11 protein-coding genes are annotated in these 16,037 nt (G+C 71.8%); 5 read left to right on the top strand and 6 right to left on the bottom strand.

The features are described 5' to 3' along the window. Positions 1 to 203: 203 nt before the first annotated feature. Together AC3AGO_RS18045 and rbsK are read left to right on the top strand one after the other, a co-directional pair. On the top strand, positions 204 to 1,382 hold the full coding sequence (locus AC3AGO_RS18045) for a LacI family DNA-binding transcriptional regulator (RefSeq protein WP_487821242.1): 1,179 nt from the start codon (positions 204 to 206) through the stop codon (positions 1,380 to 1,382). Further along, a complete protein-coding gene (gene rbsK, locus AC3AGO_RS18040; RefSeq protein WP_487821241.1) occupies positions 1,379 to 2,278 on the top strand; it encodes a ribokinase in 900 nt (299 codons plus the stop codon). Before AC3AGO_RS18045 ends, rbsK begins: the two co-directional genes overlap by 4 nt. 61 nt (positions 2,279 to 2,339) lie before the next feature. On the opposite strand, the gene AC3AGO_RS18035 is transcribed toward rbsK, so the two are convergent. Both AC3AGO_RS18035 and AC3AGO_RS18030 read right to left on the bottom strand, forming a co-directional pair. Continuing rightward, positions 2,340 to 3,179 carry an isocitrate lyase/PEP mutase family protein gene (locus tag AC3AGO_RS18035; protein WP_487821240.1) on the bottom strand — a complete coding sequence of 280 codons (840 nt, stop codon included), beginning with the start codon at positions 3,177 to 3,179 and terminating at the stop codon, positions 2,340 to 2,342. Between the two features lie 112 nt (positions 3,180 to 3,291). Beyond that, positions 3,292 to 3,819 carry a methylated-DNA--[protein]-cysteine S-methyltransferase gene (locus tag AC3AGO_RS18030; RefSeq protein WP_487821239.1) on the bottom strand — a complete coding sequence of 176 codons (528 nt, stop codon included), beginning with the start codon at positions 3,817 to 3,819 and terminating at the stop codon, positions 3,292 to 3,294. An 88-nt stretch (positions 3,820 to 3,907) separates the two neighbouring features. On the opposite strand from AC3AGO_RS18030, the gene AC3AGO_RS18025 reads away from it, so the two are divergent. Further along, the gene (locus AC3AGO_RS18025; RefSeq protein WP_487821238.1) at positions 3,908 to 4,816 is read left to right on the top strand and encodes an MBL fold metallo-hydrolase; all 909 of its coding nucleotides are present in this window, start codon (positions 3,908 to 3,910) and stop codon (positions 4,814 to 4,816) included. A gap of 42 nt (positions 4,817 to 4,858) precedes the next feature. Here AC3AGO_RS18025 and corA read toward each other — a convergent pair whose 3' ends face one another. The 3 genes from corA to AC3AGO_RS18010 all read right to left on the bottom strand — a co-directional run bounded on the left by corA (position 4,859) and on the right by AC3AGO_RS18010 (position 9,884). Beyond that, a complete protein-coding gene (corA, locus tag AC3AGO_RS18020; RefSeq protein WP_487821237.1) occupies positions 4,859 to 5,956 on the bottom strand; it encodes a magnesium/cobalt transporter CorA in 1,098 nt (365 codons plus the stop codon). Positions 5,957 to 6,134: 178 nt separating this feature from the next. Next, complete coding sequence (locus AC3AGO_RS18015; RefSeq protein WP_487821236.1) at positions 6,135 to 7,508, bottom strand: NAD(P)/FAD-dependent oxidoreductase; 1,374 nt, start codon at positions 7,506 to 7,508, stop codon at positions 6,135 to 6,137. Positions 7,509 to 7,805: 297 nt separating this feature from the next. Beyond that, on the bottom strand, positions 7,806 to 9,884 hold the full coding sequence (locus AC3AGO_RS18010) for a PhoX family protein (protein ID WP_487821235.1): 2,079 nt from the start codon (positions 9,882 to 9,884) through the stop codon (positions 7,806 to 7,808). Between the two features lie 175 nt (positions 9,885 to 10,059). Here AC3AGO_RS18010 and metG point away from each other — a divergent pair, with 175 nt between their 5' ends. Continuing rightward, positions 10,060 to 11,688 carry a methionine--tRNA ligase gene (gene metG / locus AC3AGO_RS18005; protein WP_487821234.1) on the top strand — a complete coding sequence of 543 codons (1,629 nt, stop codon included), beginning with the start codon at positions 10,060 to 10,062 and terminating at the stop codon, positions 11,686 to 11,688. A 271-nt stretch (positions 11,689 to 11,959) separates the two neighbouring features. Here the strand turns inward: metG and aspS are convergent, their stop codons facing one another. Then, positions 11,960 to 13,723 (bottom strand): aspartate--tRNA ligase, encoded by a 1,764-nt coding sequence (aspS, locus tag AC3AGO_RS18000; protein ID WP_487824700.1) that lies wholly within the window; start codon positions 13,721 to 13,723, stop codon positions 11,960 to 11,962. A gap of 108 nt (positions 13,724 to 13,831) precedes the next feature. On the opposite strand from aspS, the gene AC3AGO_RS17995 reads away from it, so the two are divergent. Continuing rightward, the gene (locus tag AC3AGO_RS17995) at positions 13,832 to 16,024 is read left to right on the top strand and encodes an ATP-binding SpoIIE family protein phosphatase (RefSeq protein WP_487821233.1); all 2,193 of its coding nucleotides are present in this window, start codon (positions 13,832 to 13,834) and stop codon (positions 16,022 to 16,024) included. The last annotated feature ends 13 nt before the right edge of the window (positions 16,025 to 16,037 follow it).

The following is a 16,037-nucleotide window of genomic DNA, read 5'->3' as shown; positions in this document are numbered from 1 at the left end:
TCGCAGGCAATCGTTCTCCGAAGACTTTGCTCACCGGTCCGGACGATGTCAATGGCCGAAATCATGCCCGCCCGATGTGCCAGCTCCCGGGCGTACGGAGGTCCCTGGGAGTGGCCGGGGCGTGGTGATAACGTTTGCCGCCATCTGACGGCGTACGGGGACGTTCCCGTACCGCCGGACCGCGAGCGAAGGGGCTGGAGGCGATGGCGGACGTCACACTGCGGGACGTGGCCCGGGCGTCGGGCTGTTCCGTCTCCACGGTGTCCCGGGTGCTGGCCGGAAGCCGCCCGGTCGACGCCGCTACGGCTCACCGGGTGCGGGAGGCGGCGGCCCGTCTCGGCTACCGGCCGAACCAGGTCGCCCGCGCGCTCCGCAGCCGTTCGACGGGCACTGTCGGACTGGTGCTGCCGCAGATCACCAACCCCTTCTACCCGCTGCTCGTACGGGAGTTGACGCACGCGCTGCACGCCGACGGACGGGCCGTGCTGCTCGCCGACTGCGACGACGACCCGGCGACGGAGAAGGCCCGGATCGCGGCCCTGCTGGACCGGCAGGTCGACGCGCTGCTGGTGGTCCCGGTCGACGAGCGCCGCAGCAGGGACGCGGTGGCCGCGGCGGCGGACCGGGTGCCGCTCGTCCTGCTGGACCGCGGCTGCGGTCCCGGCGTCGCCGACTCGGTGGCCGTCGACAACGGCGCCGGGATGGCGCTCGTGCTGGACCATCTGGCGGCTGCGGGCCGCCGCCGTCCCTGCTTCGCCGGTGCGGCCGGCACCGCTTCCGCGGCGGCCGAGCGCCGTGCCGCGTACGAGGCGGGGGCCGGGGCGCTGGACCCGCAGGCGCCCGGACGGGTCGAACTGGGGGATTTCTCCGTGGAGTTCGGCCGGGCGGCCGTGGACGCGCTGCTGCCGTCCCGGCCCGACGCCGTCGTCTGCGCGAACGATCTGATCGCCGTCGGGGCGCTCCAGCGGCTGCGGCAGCTCGGCGTGGACGTGCCCGGCGACATCGCCGTGACCGGCTTCGACGACATCCCCATGGCGGGGCTCGCCGACCCGGACCTGACGACCGTACGGCAGCCGGTGGCGGAACTGGCGGCCGAGGCCGCGCGGTTGCTCGACCGGCGACTCACCCCGGCCGCGAGCGGGAACGGGAACGGTACGGCGATCGGGGCCGGTCCGGGGGCCGGCTCCGGTACGGGGAACGGCGCGGGTGGTGGCGCGGGGGCGCCACGGCGCGCGATACGGCTCGCGCCCGGACTCGTCGTACGCGCCTCCTCAGGCGGCCCGTACGGCGCCCCCGCACCCCGCGCACCGCACACGTCCGAAACAGCCGAACTGACCGTGGCCGACTGGCCAGTCGAGAGAGACACAGGGGCAGAAGAGTGATCGCAGTCGTCGGAAGCCTCAATCTGGATCTCGTCGCGCCGGTGCCGAAGCACCCGGTGCCGGGCGAGACGGTGCTCGGCGGGGACATCGCCCAGCACCCCGGGGGAAAGGGCGCCAACCAGGCCGTCGCCGCCGCACGGCTCGGCGGGGAGGTCTCCTTCGTGGGCCGCGTCGGCGACGACGACGCGGCCGAGGTCATGCTGGAGGCGGCGCGCCGCCAGGGCGTCGGCACGACGCACATCCTGCGGACCGCGGAGACGCCGACCGGGCGGGCGCTGATCGCCGTCAGCCCGGAGGGCGAGAACACCATCATCGTCAGCCCCGGCGCCAACTCCCGGCTGGCGGCCGAGGACTGCACGGCCGCCGGTGACCTGCTGCGGAACGCGAAGGTCACGGTGCTCCAGCAGGAGGTGCCGGACGCGGCGAACCACGAGGCGGCCCGGCTGTCCGGCGGCCTCGTGGTGCACAACCCGGCGCCCGCCGTCGAGGGGTCCGAACCGCCACCGCACGTCGACCTGCTGGTGCCCAACCGCACCGAACTGGCCGCGCTCGCCGGTACGTCCGTGCCGCGGACCCTCGACGAGGTGGCCACCGCGGCCCGCAAGCTGAGCGGCGCGGACGCGGTGGCCGTCACCCTCGGCGGCGACGGCGTCCTGCTGCACGAGGGAACGGCGAGCCTGCACATCCCGGCCTTCCCCGTACGGCCCGTCGACACGACGGCGGCCGGAGACTCGTTCTGCGGCGCGCTCGCGGTCGCCCTCGCCGAGGACCGCACGCTCGAACAGGCCGCGCGCTGGGCGTGCGCCGCCGCGGCCGTCAGCACGACCCGCGCCGGCGCACAGCCCTCCCTGGCCCAGCGCGACGAGGTGGACACGTTCCTGGCTCAGCAGGGCTGACGAAAGGGGCGCGGGGAACTGTGCGTCCCCCGCGTGAACCGCAGCCGCTCAGCCCGCGCCATCAGTCCGCGCGGTCGAAGTAGCCGTTCAGGGTGCCGTAGTCGAGGGTGCCCTCGTACGAGGCGTACGTGCCGCTGTCCAGCAGTTCCCGCGCGGCGCGCAGGGCCGCCGTGTACGCGACCTGGGTGAGGGCCGTCCCCACGCTGACGCGCCGCACCCCGGCGTCCCGCAGCGCGGCGACGTCCGGGGCGCCCGGCCCCGCCATCACGTTGACCGGCAGGACCACGTCCGCCGTGAGGGACTTGAGGTCGTCCAGGCCGGTCATGCCGGGCACGAACAGGCAGTCGGCGCCCGCCTCTTCGTACGCGGCCGCCCTGGCCCGTACCGCGGCGGGGCGGTCGTCCGGGGCGCCCACGCCGAACAGGACGACATCCGTACGGGCGTTGATCACCAGGTCGGGCACTCCGCCGGAGACGGCAGCCTCCCGGGCCGCGCGGAGGCGCGCGGTCTGTTCCGCGACGGTGAACAGCGGGCCGCCGGGCGCGGTGGAGTCCTCCAGGTTGATGCCCGCCGCGCCGGCCGCGACAGCCTCCTCGACGGTGGCGGCGACGTCCCGCGGGTCCGGCCCGTAGCCGCCCTCGACGTCCACGGTGACCGGGAGTCCGGGCACGGCCGCGGCGATCGCCGAGGCGGCGGCCGTCATCCGCGTACGGGTGAGGTGCTGCCCGTCGGGGCTGCCGTGCGCCCAGGAGACGCCGCCGCTGGTGGTGCCGACGGCGCGGGCGCCCGCCTCCCTGAGCAGGACGGCGCTGCCCGCGTCCCAGGCGTTGGGGAGCACCAGCATCCCGTCGTGGTGCAGCGAACGCAGGTGTAATGCCTTGTCGTTGAGCGAGGTGAACACGTGGGCTCCGTCTGTCGTCGAGTCGTGCCGTGCCGTGCCGTGCCGTGCCGTGCCGTGCCGTGTCGTGTCGTGTCGTGTCGTGTCGTGTCGAGAGGGTCCGCGCCGGATCCGGCTACGCGTCGAGCGGGAGCAACGGGCGGACGCGGGCGCGTTCGTGGTCGAGCAGGCGGCGCTTGCGGTCCAGACCTCCGCCGTAGCCGGTCAGGTCTCCGGCCGCGCCGACGACGCGGTGGCAGGGCACGATGATCCCGACCGGGTTGCGGCCGTTGGCCATGCCGACGGCGCGCGAGGCGGAGGGGCGGCCGAGACGCCGCGCGAGCTCCCCGTACGTGGTGGTCTCCCCGTACGGGATTTCCCGGAGCGCCGCCCAGACCGCCTGCTGGAACGGCGTACCGTCGAGCCGCAACGGCAGGTCGAAGACGGTGCGTTCACCGGCGAAGTATGCGTCGAGCTGCTCCACCACGGCGGGCAGCGCACCCGGTTCGCGGGGGCCGAACGTCGCCCCGTCCGGCCGGTGCCGCTGCTCCGTCATGTAGAGCCCGGCGAGTTCGCCGTCGACGGCGACGAGCGTGAGGGGTCCCATGGGACTGTCGGTCACGGTGTGGGTACGGCGTCCGCGGAGCGTCTCGTGTGGAGTCACCCGCCCAGTATCCGGGGCTCCCACCCACGGGGACCGGCGGAAATGCGACAGGGACGGCGAGACGGGCGAGAGTCGGAGGCGGACTGGCATGGCCGGAACGGCAGTTGGCACGGCGGACAGCGCGGCAGACAAGCCGGCGGACGACGCAGCGGACCGAATGACAGCGCTGACGGTGACCTTCGTGGGGTCGGGCGACGCGTTCGGCAGCGGCGGACGCTTCCAGGCCTGCGTCCACCTGCGGGCACGCGACGAGCCGGGCACCGCCACCGCGACAGAGGCCGACCCAGCGACAGAGGCGGACGCCGAGACCGGCACCGCGACGGAGACCCGCGCGGAGACCGCGCCCGCGCTGCTCGTGGACTGCGGGGCCACGTCGCTGACGGCGCTCAAGTCGCAGGGCTTCGACCCCGGCGAGATCGGCGCCGTCCTCGTGTCCCATCTGCACGGCGACCACTTCGGCGGGCTGCCGTTCCTGATCCTCGACGGCCAGTTCTCCGGCCGTACGGCGCCGCTCACCGTCGCCGGCCCGCCCGGCACCGCCGAACGGCTCACCGCAGCCCAGGAGTTGATGTTCCCCGGCTCGTCGGCCGTACGGCGCAAGTTCGACGTACGGGTCGTGGAGCTGGAGCCGGGCCGCACCACGGACGTCGCGGGGGCCCGTGTCACCGCGTGGGAGGTCGACCACCCGTGCGGCGCCCCGCCGTTGGCGCTGCGCATCACCCTCGCGGGCCGGACCGTCGCCTGCACCGGCGACACGGCGTGGACGGATGCCCTCGTGGCGGCGGCCGACGGGGCCGATCTCCTCATCGCCGAGGCCTACTTCCGGGACAAGCCGGTCCCGTACCATCTGCGCCTCGCCGATCTGGTGGAACACCGGGCCCGTCTGAACGCCCGGCGCACCGTCCTCACACACATGTCGGCCGACATGCTCGCCGGACTGCCCGACGCCTCCGTACCCTTCGAAACCGCCCACGACGGCCGCACCCTCCACGTGTGACGAGCGCGCGAAGGGGCGCGGAGGCTGGAGCCGCCGCCGGCCTCAGAGCCAGCCGCTGCGCCGGAAGCCGCGGTACAGCGCGGCGCAGACCACCGTGATGACGGCGAGCGCCAGCGGATAGCCGAACCGCCAGTGCAGTTCCGGCATGTGGTCGAAGTTCATGCCGTACACGCCGCACACCATCGTGGGTACGGCGATGATCGCCGCCCAGGAGGTGATCTTGCGCATGGACTCGTTCTGCGCGACGGACATCTGCGCGAGATTCGCCTGCAGTATGGAGTTGATCAGGTCGTCGAAGGAGGCGACCTGCTCGGTGACGACGGCCAGATGGTCGGCGACGTCCCGGAAGTACGTCTGGATCTCCGGTTCCACCAGGCTCAGCGGCTGCGTCGAGAGCGTGTGCAGCGGGCGGTCCAGCGGCGCCACGGCCCGCTTGAGCTCCAGCAGTTCACGCTTGAGCTGATACACGCGCCCCGGGTCGGCGCCGGACACGGACTCCCGCGCGAAGACCTCCGACTCGACCCGGTCCAGGTCGTCCTGGAAGCAGTCGGCGACGGCGACGTAGTCGTCGACGATCTGGTCGGCGATCGCGTGCAGCACCGCCGACGGGCCCTTGGCCAGCTGCTCGGGGCGGGCCTCCAGACCCTCCCTGATCGGGCCCAGCGAGCCGTGCCCGCCGTGCCGCACGGTGATCACGTAGTCCGGGCCGAGGAAGACCATCACCTCACCGCTGTCCACCACCTCGCTGGTGGCGGTGAGTTCGGTGTGATCGCAGTAGCGCACCGTCTTCAGCACGGTGAGCAGCATGTCGTCGTAGCGCTCCAGCTTCGGCCGCTGGTGGCCCTGGAGGGCGTGCTCGACGGCCAGCGGATGCAGTCCGAGCAGCTCGGAGATCTCGGCGAACTCCTGCTCCTGCGGTTCGTGCAGTCCGATCCAGACGAACCCCTCACCGCACTCGCGCACCCGCTTCACGGCCTCGCTCGCGGACGCCGCGGAGTCTTCGCCCTCCTGCCGTACGCCGTCGACGTACGCGACACAGTTGACCACCGACGAGCCGAGCGGCGACCGCACAGGGTGACTGAGGTCGACGCGCCCCCTGGGACGCGGGATACGCGCCGCCTTGCGGAGGTGACGTGCCATGGACATCCGGGCTCCTTCCAGTAAGCGGAGCCAGTCTGCCAGCACTGTCCATTCCCGGAACCGTGAACGCACGGCCTCGTCCCGCGGCCCGCCCCGCCCGTGCCCGTACGGAACCGGAGCGGACAGAGCACCGCCCCCGTATCCCGGCGTACGGGACACGGGGGCGGGACCCGCACGGTCACGCGGCCCGGATACCCGCGTTGTCCCCGGCGACCGCCGCGGCGACCTGGTCGGCGTCGAGGTAGCCGTCGGTGCGCTCGAAGTCCGACAGCGTGATGGCGCGCCGCCCGCCGACGAAACCCGTACGGACGAAGTCGTCACCGGTGGCGGCGTTCAGCGCCCACAGCGCGGCCGTACGGAAGCGGGCCGTCCCGGTGCGCAGCGCCGCCAGGTGGTAGCTGCGGGCCACGAACTGCGCCGGGAGTCCGGAGAGTTCGACCCCCACGGGCTTGGCGACCGCGTCCGCGCCGCCCAGGTCGACGACGAGCCCCAGGTCCTTGTGCCGGTACGCCTCGCGCGGCATGCCGCGCACGGTGGCGGTGAGATTGCGGGCCATCTTCCAGCCCTGGCGCATCGCGTGCTGCGCGGTGGGCGGGCAGACGGCGTCCGGCTCGCCCTTGGCGAGGTCGGGAACGGCGGCGGCGTCGCCGAGCGCGAAGACCCCGTCGAGTCCGGGGACGCTGAGGTCCGGGTTGACGAGGAGCCTGCCCTTGACCGTCTCCCGGTCGAGCGTGGCGATCAGCGGGCTGGCGGCGACGCCCGCGGTCCAGATGAGGGTCCGGCAGGGCAGCACCCGGCCGTCGGTGAACGTGACGGTGTCCTCGGTGACTTCGGAGACGGACACGCCCAGGGACACCTCGGTGCCGCGGTTGCTGACGATCTCCATGGCCCGCTGGCCGAGCCGGTCGCCGAGTTCGGGCATGAGCTTCGGCGCGATGTCGATCAGGTGCCACTTGATCAGCCGCGGGTCGAGCCGGGGGTACCGCTTGAGCGCCGAGTTGGTGAGCCGCTGCAGACAGGCGACGGTCTCGGTGCCCGCGTAGCCGCCGCCGACGACCACGAACCGCAGCCGGGACGCGCGTTCGGCCTCGTCGCTCGTCGCGCAGGCCAGGTCGAGCTGCGCGATGACGTGGTCGCGTACGCCGGCGGCCTCCGCGAGGGTCTTCATGCCGCGCGCGTGCTCGGTGAGGCCCGGGATGTCGAAGGTGCGGGTGACGCTGCCGGGGGTGAGCACGAGGTAGTCGTAGCGCTGGTTGACCAGTTCGTCCGTGATCAGCCGTACGACGCAGACCTTGGAGCGGGTGTCCACGCCGATCACACCGCCGGGAACGATGGAGGTGCGCCGCAACTGGCGGCGCAGCGGCGGCGCGACGGCCTGCGGGGTGAGGACGCCGGAGGCGACCTGGGGCAGGAGGGGGAGGTAGAGCTCGTAGCTGTTGGGCGTGACGAGCGTGATCTTCGCTTCGTGCGGTGCGAGTTGGCGCTCCAGGCGCCGCGCGCACTCGACTCCGGCGAAGCCTCCGCCGACGATCAGGATGCTGGGTCGTTCCATGGCTGCACTCGCTAGGTCGACTCGGCACCGCGGACGCAATCCGGACTTACCAGGCGATACCGTACGGGCAGCCTCGCACGGGGCAGCAGGGGTCGCCACCGGCCGTGCCCCGCGCGGGCGAGCCCTTCCGGGCGCCCTCCGGAGCGCCTCGGCGCAGGTCAGTGCAGCATCCTCAGACCGGCCACACCGCCGACGATCAACGGGCAACAGGGGACGCACCGACGCACGGCGGCCCGGGGTCCCGCGGGACACCCGGGCCGCCGGCCGTACGTCTCGCGGGCGTCAGACCCCGCTGTGTCAGACCCCGATGGCCCCGCCGTCGGCGCGCCAGACGGAGACCACCGAGGGGCGGACGTAGGAGCCCTTGCCGTCGGGCCAGGCGGAGGCGGGTTTCTCGACGCTCGCGCCGTCGACCTCGCCCGGGTGCTGCACGGAGACCAGCACGCGCCGGTCCTGCACCACGGGGCCGCAGGTCTCGGCGCCCGTCGGCATGGTCAGGAACTGCCGCACCTGGCCGCGCTTGTCACCGCGGGTGGCGACGCCGAACAGGCCGTCGTGCGAGCCCAGTTCATTGCCGTCGGTGGACAGCCACAGGTTGCCGTACGCGTCGAAGGTGACGTTGTCCGGGCAGGAGATCGGGCTGACCTGGTCCTTCGGGAAGCCGCCGAAGTACGTCGAGGGGTCTGAAGGGTCTCCGCAGACCAGGAACAGCCGCCACTCGAAGCGGTCGGCCCCCGGGTCGTCGCCGCGCTCGGCGAACTCCAGGATCTGCCCGTGCTTGTTGTTGCTGCGCGGGTTCGCCTCGTCCGGGCCCGCCTTGCCGGCCTTGCCGCGGTCGATGTTGTTGGTGAGCGCCGCGTACACCCGGCCGGTGCGGGGGCTGGCCTCGACGTCCTCGGGGCGGTCCATCTTCGTGGCGCCCACCTTGTCACCGGCGAGCCGCGCGAAGACGTACACCTCCTCGGCCGTCATGCCGGGCACGTGCGACTCGTCGCCGGTGGCCAGCGGGATCCACTGGCCCTTGCCGTCGAACTCGCCGTCCTCGGGCAGCTTGCCCTTGCCGTCGATGGCGGAGGCCGGGCTGTCGCCGGTCAGCTTGGCCACGTACAGCGTGCCCTCGTCGAGCAGCGTCATGTTGTACTCGCGGGCCGGCCGGCTGTCGCCGCGCATCATCCGCTTCGAGGAGACGAACTTGTAGAGGTACTCGAAGCGCTCGTCGTCGCCCATGTAGACGACGGGACGCCCGTCGCGGGTCAGCCGGGGCTGCGCGCCCTCGTGCTTGAACCGGCCGAGCGCGGTGCGCTTGCGCGGCGTGGACTCCGGGTCGTACGGGTCGAGCTCGACGACCCAGTTGAACCGGTGCGGCTCGTGCGGCTCCTTCGTCACGTCGAAGCGCTTGTCGAAGCGCTCCCACTTGCGCTCGGAGTCGGTGCCCTTCAGCGCGTACCGCTCCAGCCGCTTCTTGTGCTCCGCGTCCTTCACCTTCTCGGTGTTCGCGAAGTACATGTCGACGTTCTCTTCGCCGTGCAGCGTCGTGCCCCACGGGGTGGTGCCGCCCGAGCAGTTGTTGAGGGTGCCCAGGACGGTGCGGCCCTGCGGGTCGGCGGAGGTGCGGAGCAGCTCGCTGCCGGCGGCGGGCCCGGTCACGCGGAACGGGGTGGTGGCGGTGACACGGCGGTTCAGCCGGTGCCGCGGTACGGCCTTCACCGCGCCGGTCTTCTTGTCCTCCTCCACCACGACCACCGACAGGCCGTGCGCGGCCCACGCGATCCCGACCTGCTCACGGGTGGGGTTGTCCGCGTCGTACCCGGCGAACATCAGCTCTTCGTCGGTGTACTCGTGGTTCGCCACCATCAGCTGCCGGCCGGGCTCGCTGTCCAGCGGCAGCAGCGACAGGAAGTCGTTGTTGTAGCCGAACTGGCCCTCCTGGGCCTTCGCCGACTGCTTCTTCGGGTCGAAGTCCGGCGCCCCCCGCAGGATCGGCTCGCCCCACTTGATCACGATGTTCTGCTCGTACCCGCGGGGCACGGTCACCTTGTCCGCGGTGTTCGGCTCGACCGGAGCGAAGCGCAGGCCCTTGGCCGCCTTCACGTCCGCGCCGGACGCGGCACCCGGCGCGGCACCCGCGGCGGGCGCGGCCGCGGCGCGGTCCGGGGCGCCGAGGCCCGAGCCCGCCACGGCGGCGGCGCCGACCACGGCACCGGCCTGCAGCATCGAGCGCCGGGACAGCGCCCGGTTGATGACGTCGCCGACGTATTCGTTCCCACTGGTGTTGGGCACCTCGTGGAAGCAGGCATCGCCACAGCGGTACCGACACGTCATCGCCGATCGTCCGCCGGGGTGCGACGCCCCGAGCATCGGCAGCAGCTTGCGCATGTTTCCTCCGGATGTCCGTCTCTACGCGCGGCGACGCTATGGGCGTAGATCCGCCGGAGATCAACCTACGAATGAACGAGGAGTGAACAGGTCAGCCGCGCCGCGCACCGCCCGTCCGGAGGGCACGGGGGCGAGGGGAGAAAACCCCTTCCCCGGGGCCGATAGGATTTCGGCCATGGCGGCCACTGGATCAGAGCAGAAGGGGAAGCAGACGTTCTACGTCTCCACCCCCATTTACTACGTGAACGACGCTCCTCACCTGGGCCACGCCTATACGACCGTCGCAGGCGACGTGCTCACCCGCTGGCACCGCCAGCGCGGTGAGAAGGTGTGGTACCTCACCGGCACGGACGAGCACGGTCAGAAGATCATGCGCACTGCCGAAGCGAACGGGGTCTCCCCGCAGGAGTGGTGCGACAAGCTCGTCGAGGATGCCTGGAAGCCCCTCTGGGAGCACCTGGACATCGCCAACGACGACTTCATCCGTACGACGGAGAAGCGGCACACCGACCGCGTCCGGGAGTTCGTCCAGGACCTCTACGACAAGGGCGAGATCTACCGGGGCGGGTACGAGGGCCCGTACTGCGTGGGCTGCGAGGAGTACAAGACCTACGGCGAACTCCTCGACGGCGAGGGCGAGTTCGAGGGCCAGAAGCTCTGCCCGATCCACAAGAAGCCGGTGGAGATGCTCCAGGAGGAGAACTACTTCTTCAAGCTCTCCGAGTACGGGCAGAAGCTGTTGGACCACTACGAGGCGCACCCCGAGTTCATCCAGCCCGAGTCCGCGCGCAACGAGGTCGTGAACTTCGTCCGGCAGGGCCTGGAGGACCTCTCCATCTCCCGGTCCACCTTCGACTGGGGCGTGCAGGTCCCCTGGGACGACAAGCACGTCATCTACGTGTGGGTCGACGCGCTGCTCAACTACGCGACGGCCGTGGGCTACGGCGCGGACCAGGAGCGGTTCGAGGAGACCTTCCCGGCGGACGTGCACCTCGTGGGCAAGGACATCCTCCGCTTCCACGCGGTGATCTGGCCGGCGATGCTGATGGCCAACGGCCTGCCGCTGCCCGGCAGGATCGCCGCGAACGGCTGGCTGATGGTCGGCGGCGAGAAGATGAGCAAGTCCAACCTGACGGGCATCAAGCCGCAGGACCTCACCGAGCACTTCGGCGTCGACGCGTACCGCTGGTACTTCCTGCGCGCCATCGCCTTCGGCCAGGACGGCTCCTTCTCCTGGGAGGACTTCTCAGCGCGCTACACCAGTGAACTGGCCAACGACTACGGCAACCTGGCCTCCCGGGTCGCCGCGATGGTCGGCAAGTACTTCGGCGGCGAGCTGCCGGAGGCCACCGCGTACGGACCGGCCGAGCAGGCCGTGACCGACGGGCTGGCGAAGGCCGTCGCGGAGGCCGACGAGAAGATCGGCGAGCAGCTGGACTTCGCCGGCGGCATCCAGGCGGTCTTCGACTTCGTGAAGCTCGTCAACGGCTACCTCACGGAGCAGGAGCCGTGGAAGGTCGCCAAGACGGCGAAGGCGGAAGGCGCGGAGGGCGAGGAGGCGCAGGCGCGCCTCGCGACGATCCTCTACACCGCGGCGGAGTCGCTGCGCGCCTGCGCGGTGCTGCTGAATCCGGTGATGCCGGAGACCTCGCAGAAGCTGTGGGATTCGCTCGGCGCGGAAGCGCACTTGGGTGCGCTTGCCGACCAGCGGGTGGGCGACGCGGCGCGCTGGGGTCAGCTTCCCGCGGGCGCCACGGTAACCAAGGGCGCGGTCCTCTTCCCGAGGCTGGAAGACCCCAAGTAGCAGGTTGTGGGCACTCGGTCCGCCCGAGGGGCGGAACGGGTGGGCACAACCGGGCCGCGGCCCGCGTACGGCACGTGCCCCCAGCGGCACGGGGCGCCCGGCGCGGCGCGCGCGGCCGTCGGGTGTGTGCGGGACAGACCTCGCGGGTGCGGTCCGTGTGCCCGCCCGTTCCGCCCTCTGGGCGGACCAGCCGCCCACACGACATGTGAAAGGGGCCCGGAACCTTGTCGGTTCCGGGCCCCTTTTCACGCGGCGGGACGCGAGCGCAGCGTCACAGCTTGGGCTTGCGGACCTGGAGGTGGAGTTCCTTCAGGCGCTTCTCGTCGACCTCGCTGGGCGCGCCCATCATGAGGTCGAGCGCGTTGCCGTTCAGCGGGAACGCGATCGTCTCGCGGATGTTCGGCTCGTCCGCCAGCAGCATCACGATGCGGTCGATGCCCGGGGCGATGCCACCGTGCGGCGGGGCGCCGAACTGGAACGCGCGCAGCATGCCGCCGAACTCGCGCTCCACGTCCTCCTTGCCGTAGCCCGCGATGTCGAACGCCTTGAACATGATCTCGGGCTCGTGGTTCCGGATCGCGCCGGAGGAGAGCTCGACGCCGTTGCAGACGATGTCGTACTGGAAGGCCAGGATGTCCAGCGGGTCCTTGGTCTGCAGCGCCTCGAGGCCGCCCTGCGGCATCGAGAAGGGGTTGTGGGAGAACTCGATCTCGCCGGTGTCCTCGTCCTTCTCGTACATCGGGAAGTCGACGATCCAGCAGAACCGGAAGACGCCCTCCTCGAAGTGCCCGGTGCGCTTGGCCACCTCGACCCGCACCGCGCCCATGATCTTGGAGACCTCGTCGAACTCACCGGCGCCGAAGAAGATCGCCGTACCCGGCTTCGCGTTCAGCGCGGTCAGCAGCGCCGTGGTGTCGTCCTCGGTGAGGAACTTGGCGATCGGCCCGGTCAGCGTCGCGTCGTCGCCGACCCGCACCCAGGCGAGGCCCTTCGCGCCCTGCTCGGCGGCGAAGTCTCCCATCTGGTCGAAGAACTTGCGGGGCTGGTCCGCGGTGTCCGGCACCGCCAGCGCGCGGACGTGCTTGCCCGCGAAGGCCTTGAAGCCGGAGCCCTCGAAGACGTCCGACACATCGGTCAGCTCCAGCTGGGCGCGCAGATCCGGCTTGTCCGAGCCGTACTTGAGCATCGCCTCGCGGAACGGGATGCGCGGGAACGGGGAGGTGCACTCGCGTCCCTCGCCGAGCTCCTGGAAGAGCTCGGTCATCAGCTTCTCGATGACCGCGAAGACGTCCTCCTGCTCGACGAAGCTCATCTCCATGTCGAGCTGGTAGAACTCGCCCGGCGAGCGGTCGGCGCGGGCGTCCTCGTCGCGGAAGCAGGGCGCGATCTGGAAGTAGCGGTCGAAGCCCGCGATCATCAGCAGCTGCTTGAACTGCTGCGGGGCCTGCGGCAGTGCGTAGAACTTGCCGGCGTGCAGCCGCGAGGGGACGAGGAAGTCCCGGGCGCCCTCGGGGGAGGTGGCCGACAGGATCGGGGTGGCCATCTCGTTGAAGCCCTGCGCGACCATCTTCTCGCGGATCTTCGCGATGACCTGCGAGCGCAGCATGATGTTGCGGTGCATGCGCTCGCGGCGCAGGTCGAGGAAGCGGTATTCGAGGCGCTTCTCCTCGTTGACCCCGTCCTCGGCGTTGATGGTGAAGGGGATCTGCTCCGCCGCGCCCAGCACCTCGACGTCGGAGACCTCGACCTCGACCTCGCCGGTGGGGAGTTCGGGGTTGACGTTCTCCGCGCCGCGCTCGCGGACGATGCCGTCGATGCGGAGCGTGGACTCCTTCGACAGCGAGCTCAGCAGCTCGTTGACCTCGGTCTGCTCGGGCCGGACGACCAGCTGCGTGATGCCGTGGTGGTCGCGCAGATCGATGAAGTTGATGCCGCCCAGGTTCCGACGATTGTGCAGCCAGCCACTGAGGCGGACGTCGGCGCCGACGTCCGTGGCACGGAGCTCGCCGCAGGTGTGGGAACGGTACCGATGCATCATCAATCCAGTCGTCGGTCTCAGAGGTCACGTGGGGGCGCCCCTCAGACTACCGCCCTGGCCCAGCCCCACTCGCCCCAGATTCCGCAACCTACCTAAAGTGGGGCAATGCGCACCGAGGACGTCCTGGCGGCCGTGAACACGGGCCTCTGGCGTTGGGAGACCGCCACCCACACGGTGACATGCAACGCACGGGCGGCCCGGCTGCTGGGACTGCCCGGCACCAGCGGAACGCAGCACAGTACGGGCGCCCTGACCGTCGCCCAGTCCACGGTCCGCGCCCACCTCCACGTCGTCGACTTCGTCGAACTCCAGGGCATCGTCACGCTCGCCGTCGCCGAGGGCGCGGTCTCCGAGGCGCTGCTGCGCGTCGTCGACGCGGACGGCGACGTCGTACGGACGGTGCGCGCCCGACTCAGCCCGCGGCACGAGGACGACGACGTCCACCTGATCGGGACGCTCTCCGAGGTGCCCGACCCGTCTCCCGCGCAGAGCCCGGTCACCGGCGACTGGCGGCGGAACCGCGAGGCGTTCCTGCTGGACGCGGGGCGGGCGCTGGCCGAGGCGTACACCACGGCCGAAGTGCTGCGCGTGGCCGCCTCGCTGGCGATGCCGGGCTTCTCCCCCGACGGGCTCGCCGTCTTCGGCGCCGAGGGCGACCGGCTCACCGTCATCGGGCACCACGGCCACGAGGACGGTCAGGAGCAGGCGTTCACCGAGATGCCGCTGGTGACGGACTATCCGGCGACCGAGGTGGTGCGTACGGGGCGGGCCATCTATCTGGCGTCGCCGGACGAGTACCGTCGCCGCTATCCGGCGACGTGGCCGCTGGTGGAACCGTTCGGGCGGCAGTCGTGGGCGTTCCTGCCGCTGGTCGTCGCGGGGCGCACCATCGGCGCGTGGATGGCGGCCTTCGCGTACCCCGTCGCGTTCACCCCCGACGAGCGGGCCGTGCTGACGACGGTGGCGCGGATGCTGGCGCAGGCCCTGTCGCGGACGAGCCGGCACGAGACCGAACGGGAGCTGACGGACGGTCTGCAGCGCACCATGCGCCCGGTGCACAAGCCGAGCGTCGCGGGGATGTCGGTGGCGGCGCGCTACATCCCGACCGGCGGCGGGCTGCAGGTCGGCGGCGACTGGTACGACGTGATCCCGCTGCCGTCCGGCCGTACGGCGATGGTCATCGGCGATGTGCAGGGCCACGACGTACGGGCCGCCGGGATCATGGGGCAGCTGCGGATCGCGCTGCGCGCGTACGCCTCCGAGGGGCACCATCCGGACGCGGTGCTCTCCCGGGCCTCCCGGTTCCTCGCCGGGATGGACGCGGCGGAGACGGAGGGCGAGCCGGGTCCTGAGGGGGAGACCGGCGGCAGGGACGAACTGGGGGAGACCGACGCGCGGTTCGCCACCTGCCTCTACATCGAGGTCGACCCGGTCACCGGCACCCTCGACATCGCCCGCGCGGGACACCCCGACCCGGCGATCCGGATGACGGACGGCACGATGTTCGTCCGGCCGACGGCGGGCGGGCTGCCGCTGGGGCTGGAGCCGGACACGGAGTACCCGACGACGCGGCTCGTGCTGGAGCCCGGCGAGACGCTGCTGGTGTGCACCGACGGGCTCATCGAGACCGGCGGCCACGACATGGAGACCGGCTGGGAGCGGATCGGCACCATCTTCCATACGCACTACAGCGCCCCGGACCGCGTCCACGACCCGTCCGACGAGGACGATCTGGAGCGGCTCGCGGACGAGCTGGTGCAGGCGGTGCACGGGCCGCCCTCCCACCACACGCCGGGCCCGCTCGCCGACCGCCGCGACGACGACATCGCGCTGCTGCTGCTCGCGCTGCGCGGCACGGACCTGCCGGAAGCCGGCGAGGGGCGGGGATCGGCCCGCCGTACGGTGCTCACCGTCGCGCAGGCGCAGCCGGACCGGATCGCCGACGCCCGGCACCAGCTGCAGGGGCTGCTCTACGACTGGGCCGGCGAGGACCAGGTGGACGGCGCGGTGCTGATGCTCTCCGAGATGCTGACGAACGTGCTGGTGCACACCGACGGGGACGCGCTGATGGTCGCCGAGATCAGCGGGCACCGCGGCGAGCGGCTGCTGCGCGTGGAGGTCGCCGACAACAGCGACGAGCTCCCGCACCGCCGCCGCCCCGGCGAACTGGCCTCGTCGGGGCGGGGGTTGGTGCTGCTGGAGATGCTCGCGGGCCGCTGGGGGGTGGACCCGCGGGGCGAGGGCAAGTGCATCTGGTTCGAGCTGCGCGAGAGCGACCCGCCGCCCGAGTGGGGCTGACGGGCCGCTCTCC

The sequence above is a fragment of the Streptomyces sp. BL1 genome (genome assembly GCF_057628045.1).
This window is presented reverse-complemented; position numbering and strand designations above follow the sequence as displayed.

What these genes read in the sequence shown, in the direction of transcription:
- AC3AGO_RS18045 (WP_487821242.1), top strand. Translation starts at nt 204, where the DNA reads ATGGCGGACGTCACACTGCGGGACGTGGCCCGGGCGTCGGGCTGTTCC.
- AC3AGO_RS18025 (WP_487821238.1), top strand. Translation starts at nt 3,908, where the DNA reads ATGGCCGGAACGGCAGTTGGCACGGCGGACAGCGCGGCAGACAAGCCG.
- corA (WP_487821237.1), bottom strand. Translation starts at nt 5,956, where the DNA reads ATGGCACGTCACCTCCGCAAGGCGGCGCGTATCCCGCGTCCCAGGGGG.
- AC3AGO_RS18015 (WP_487821236.1), bottom strand. Translation starts at nt 7,508, where the DNA reads ATGGAACGACCCAGCATCCTGATCGTCGGCGGAGGCTTCGCCGGAGTC.
- AC3AGO_RS18010 (WP_487821235.1), bottom strand. Translation starts at nt 9,884, where the DNA reads ATGCGCAAGCTGCTGCCGATGCTCGGGGCGTCGCACCCCGGCGGACGA.
- metG (WP_487821234.1), top strand. Translation starts at nt 10,060, where the DNA reads ATGGCGGCCACTGGATCAGAGCAGAAGGGGAAGCAGACGTTCTACGTC.
- aspS (WP_487824700.1), bottom strand. Translation starts at nt 13,723, where the DNA reads ATGCATCGGTACCGTTCCCACACCTGCGGCGAGCTCCGTGCCACGGAC.
- AC3AGO_RS17995 (WP_487821233.1), top strand. Translation starts at nt 13,832, where the DNA reads ATGCGCACCGAGGACGTCCTGGCGGCCGTGAACACGGGCCTCTGGCGT.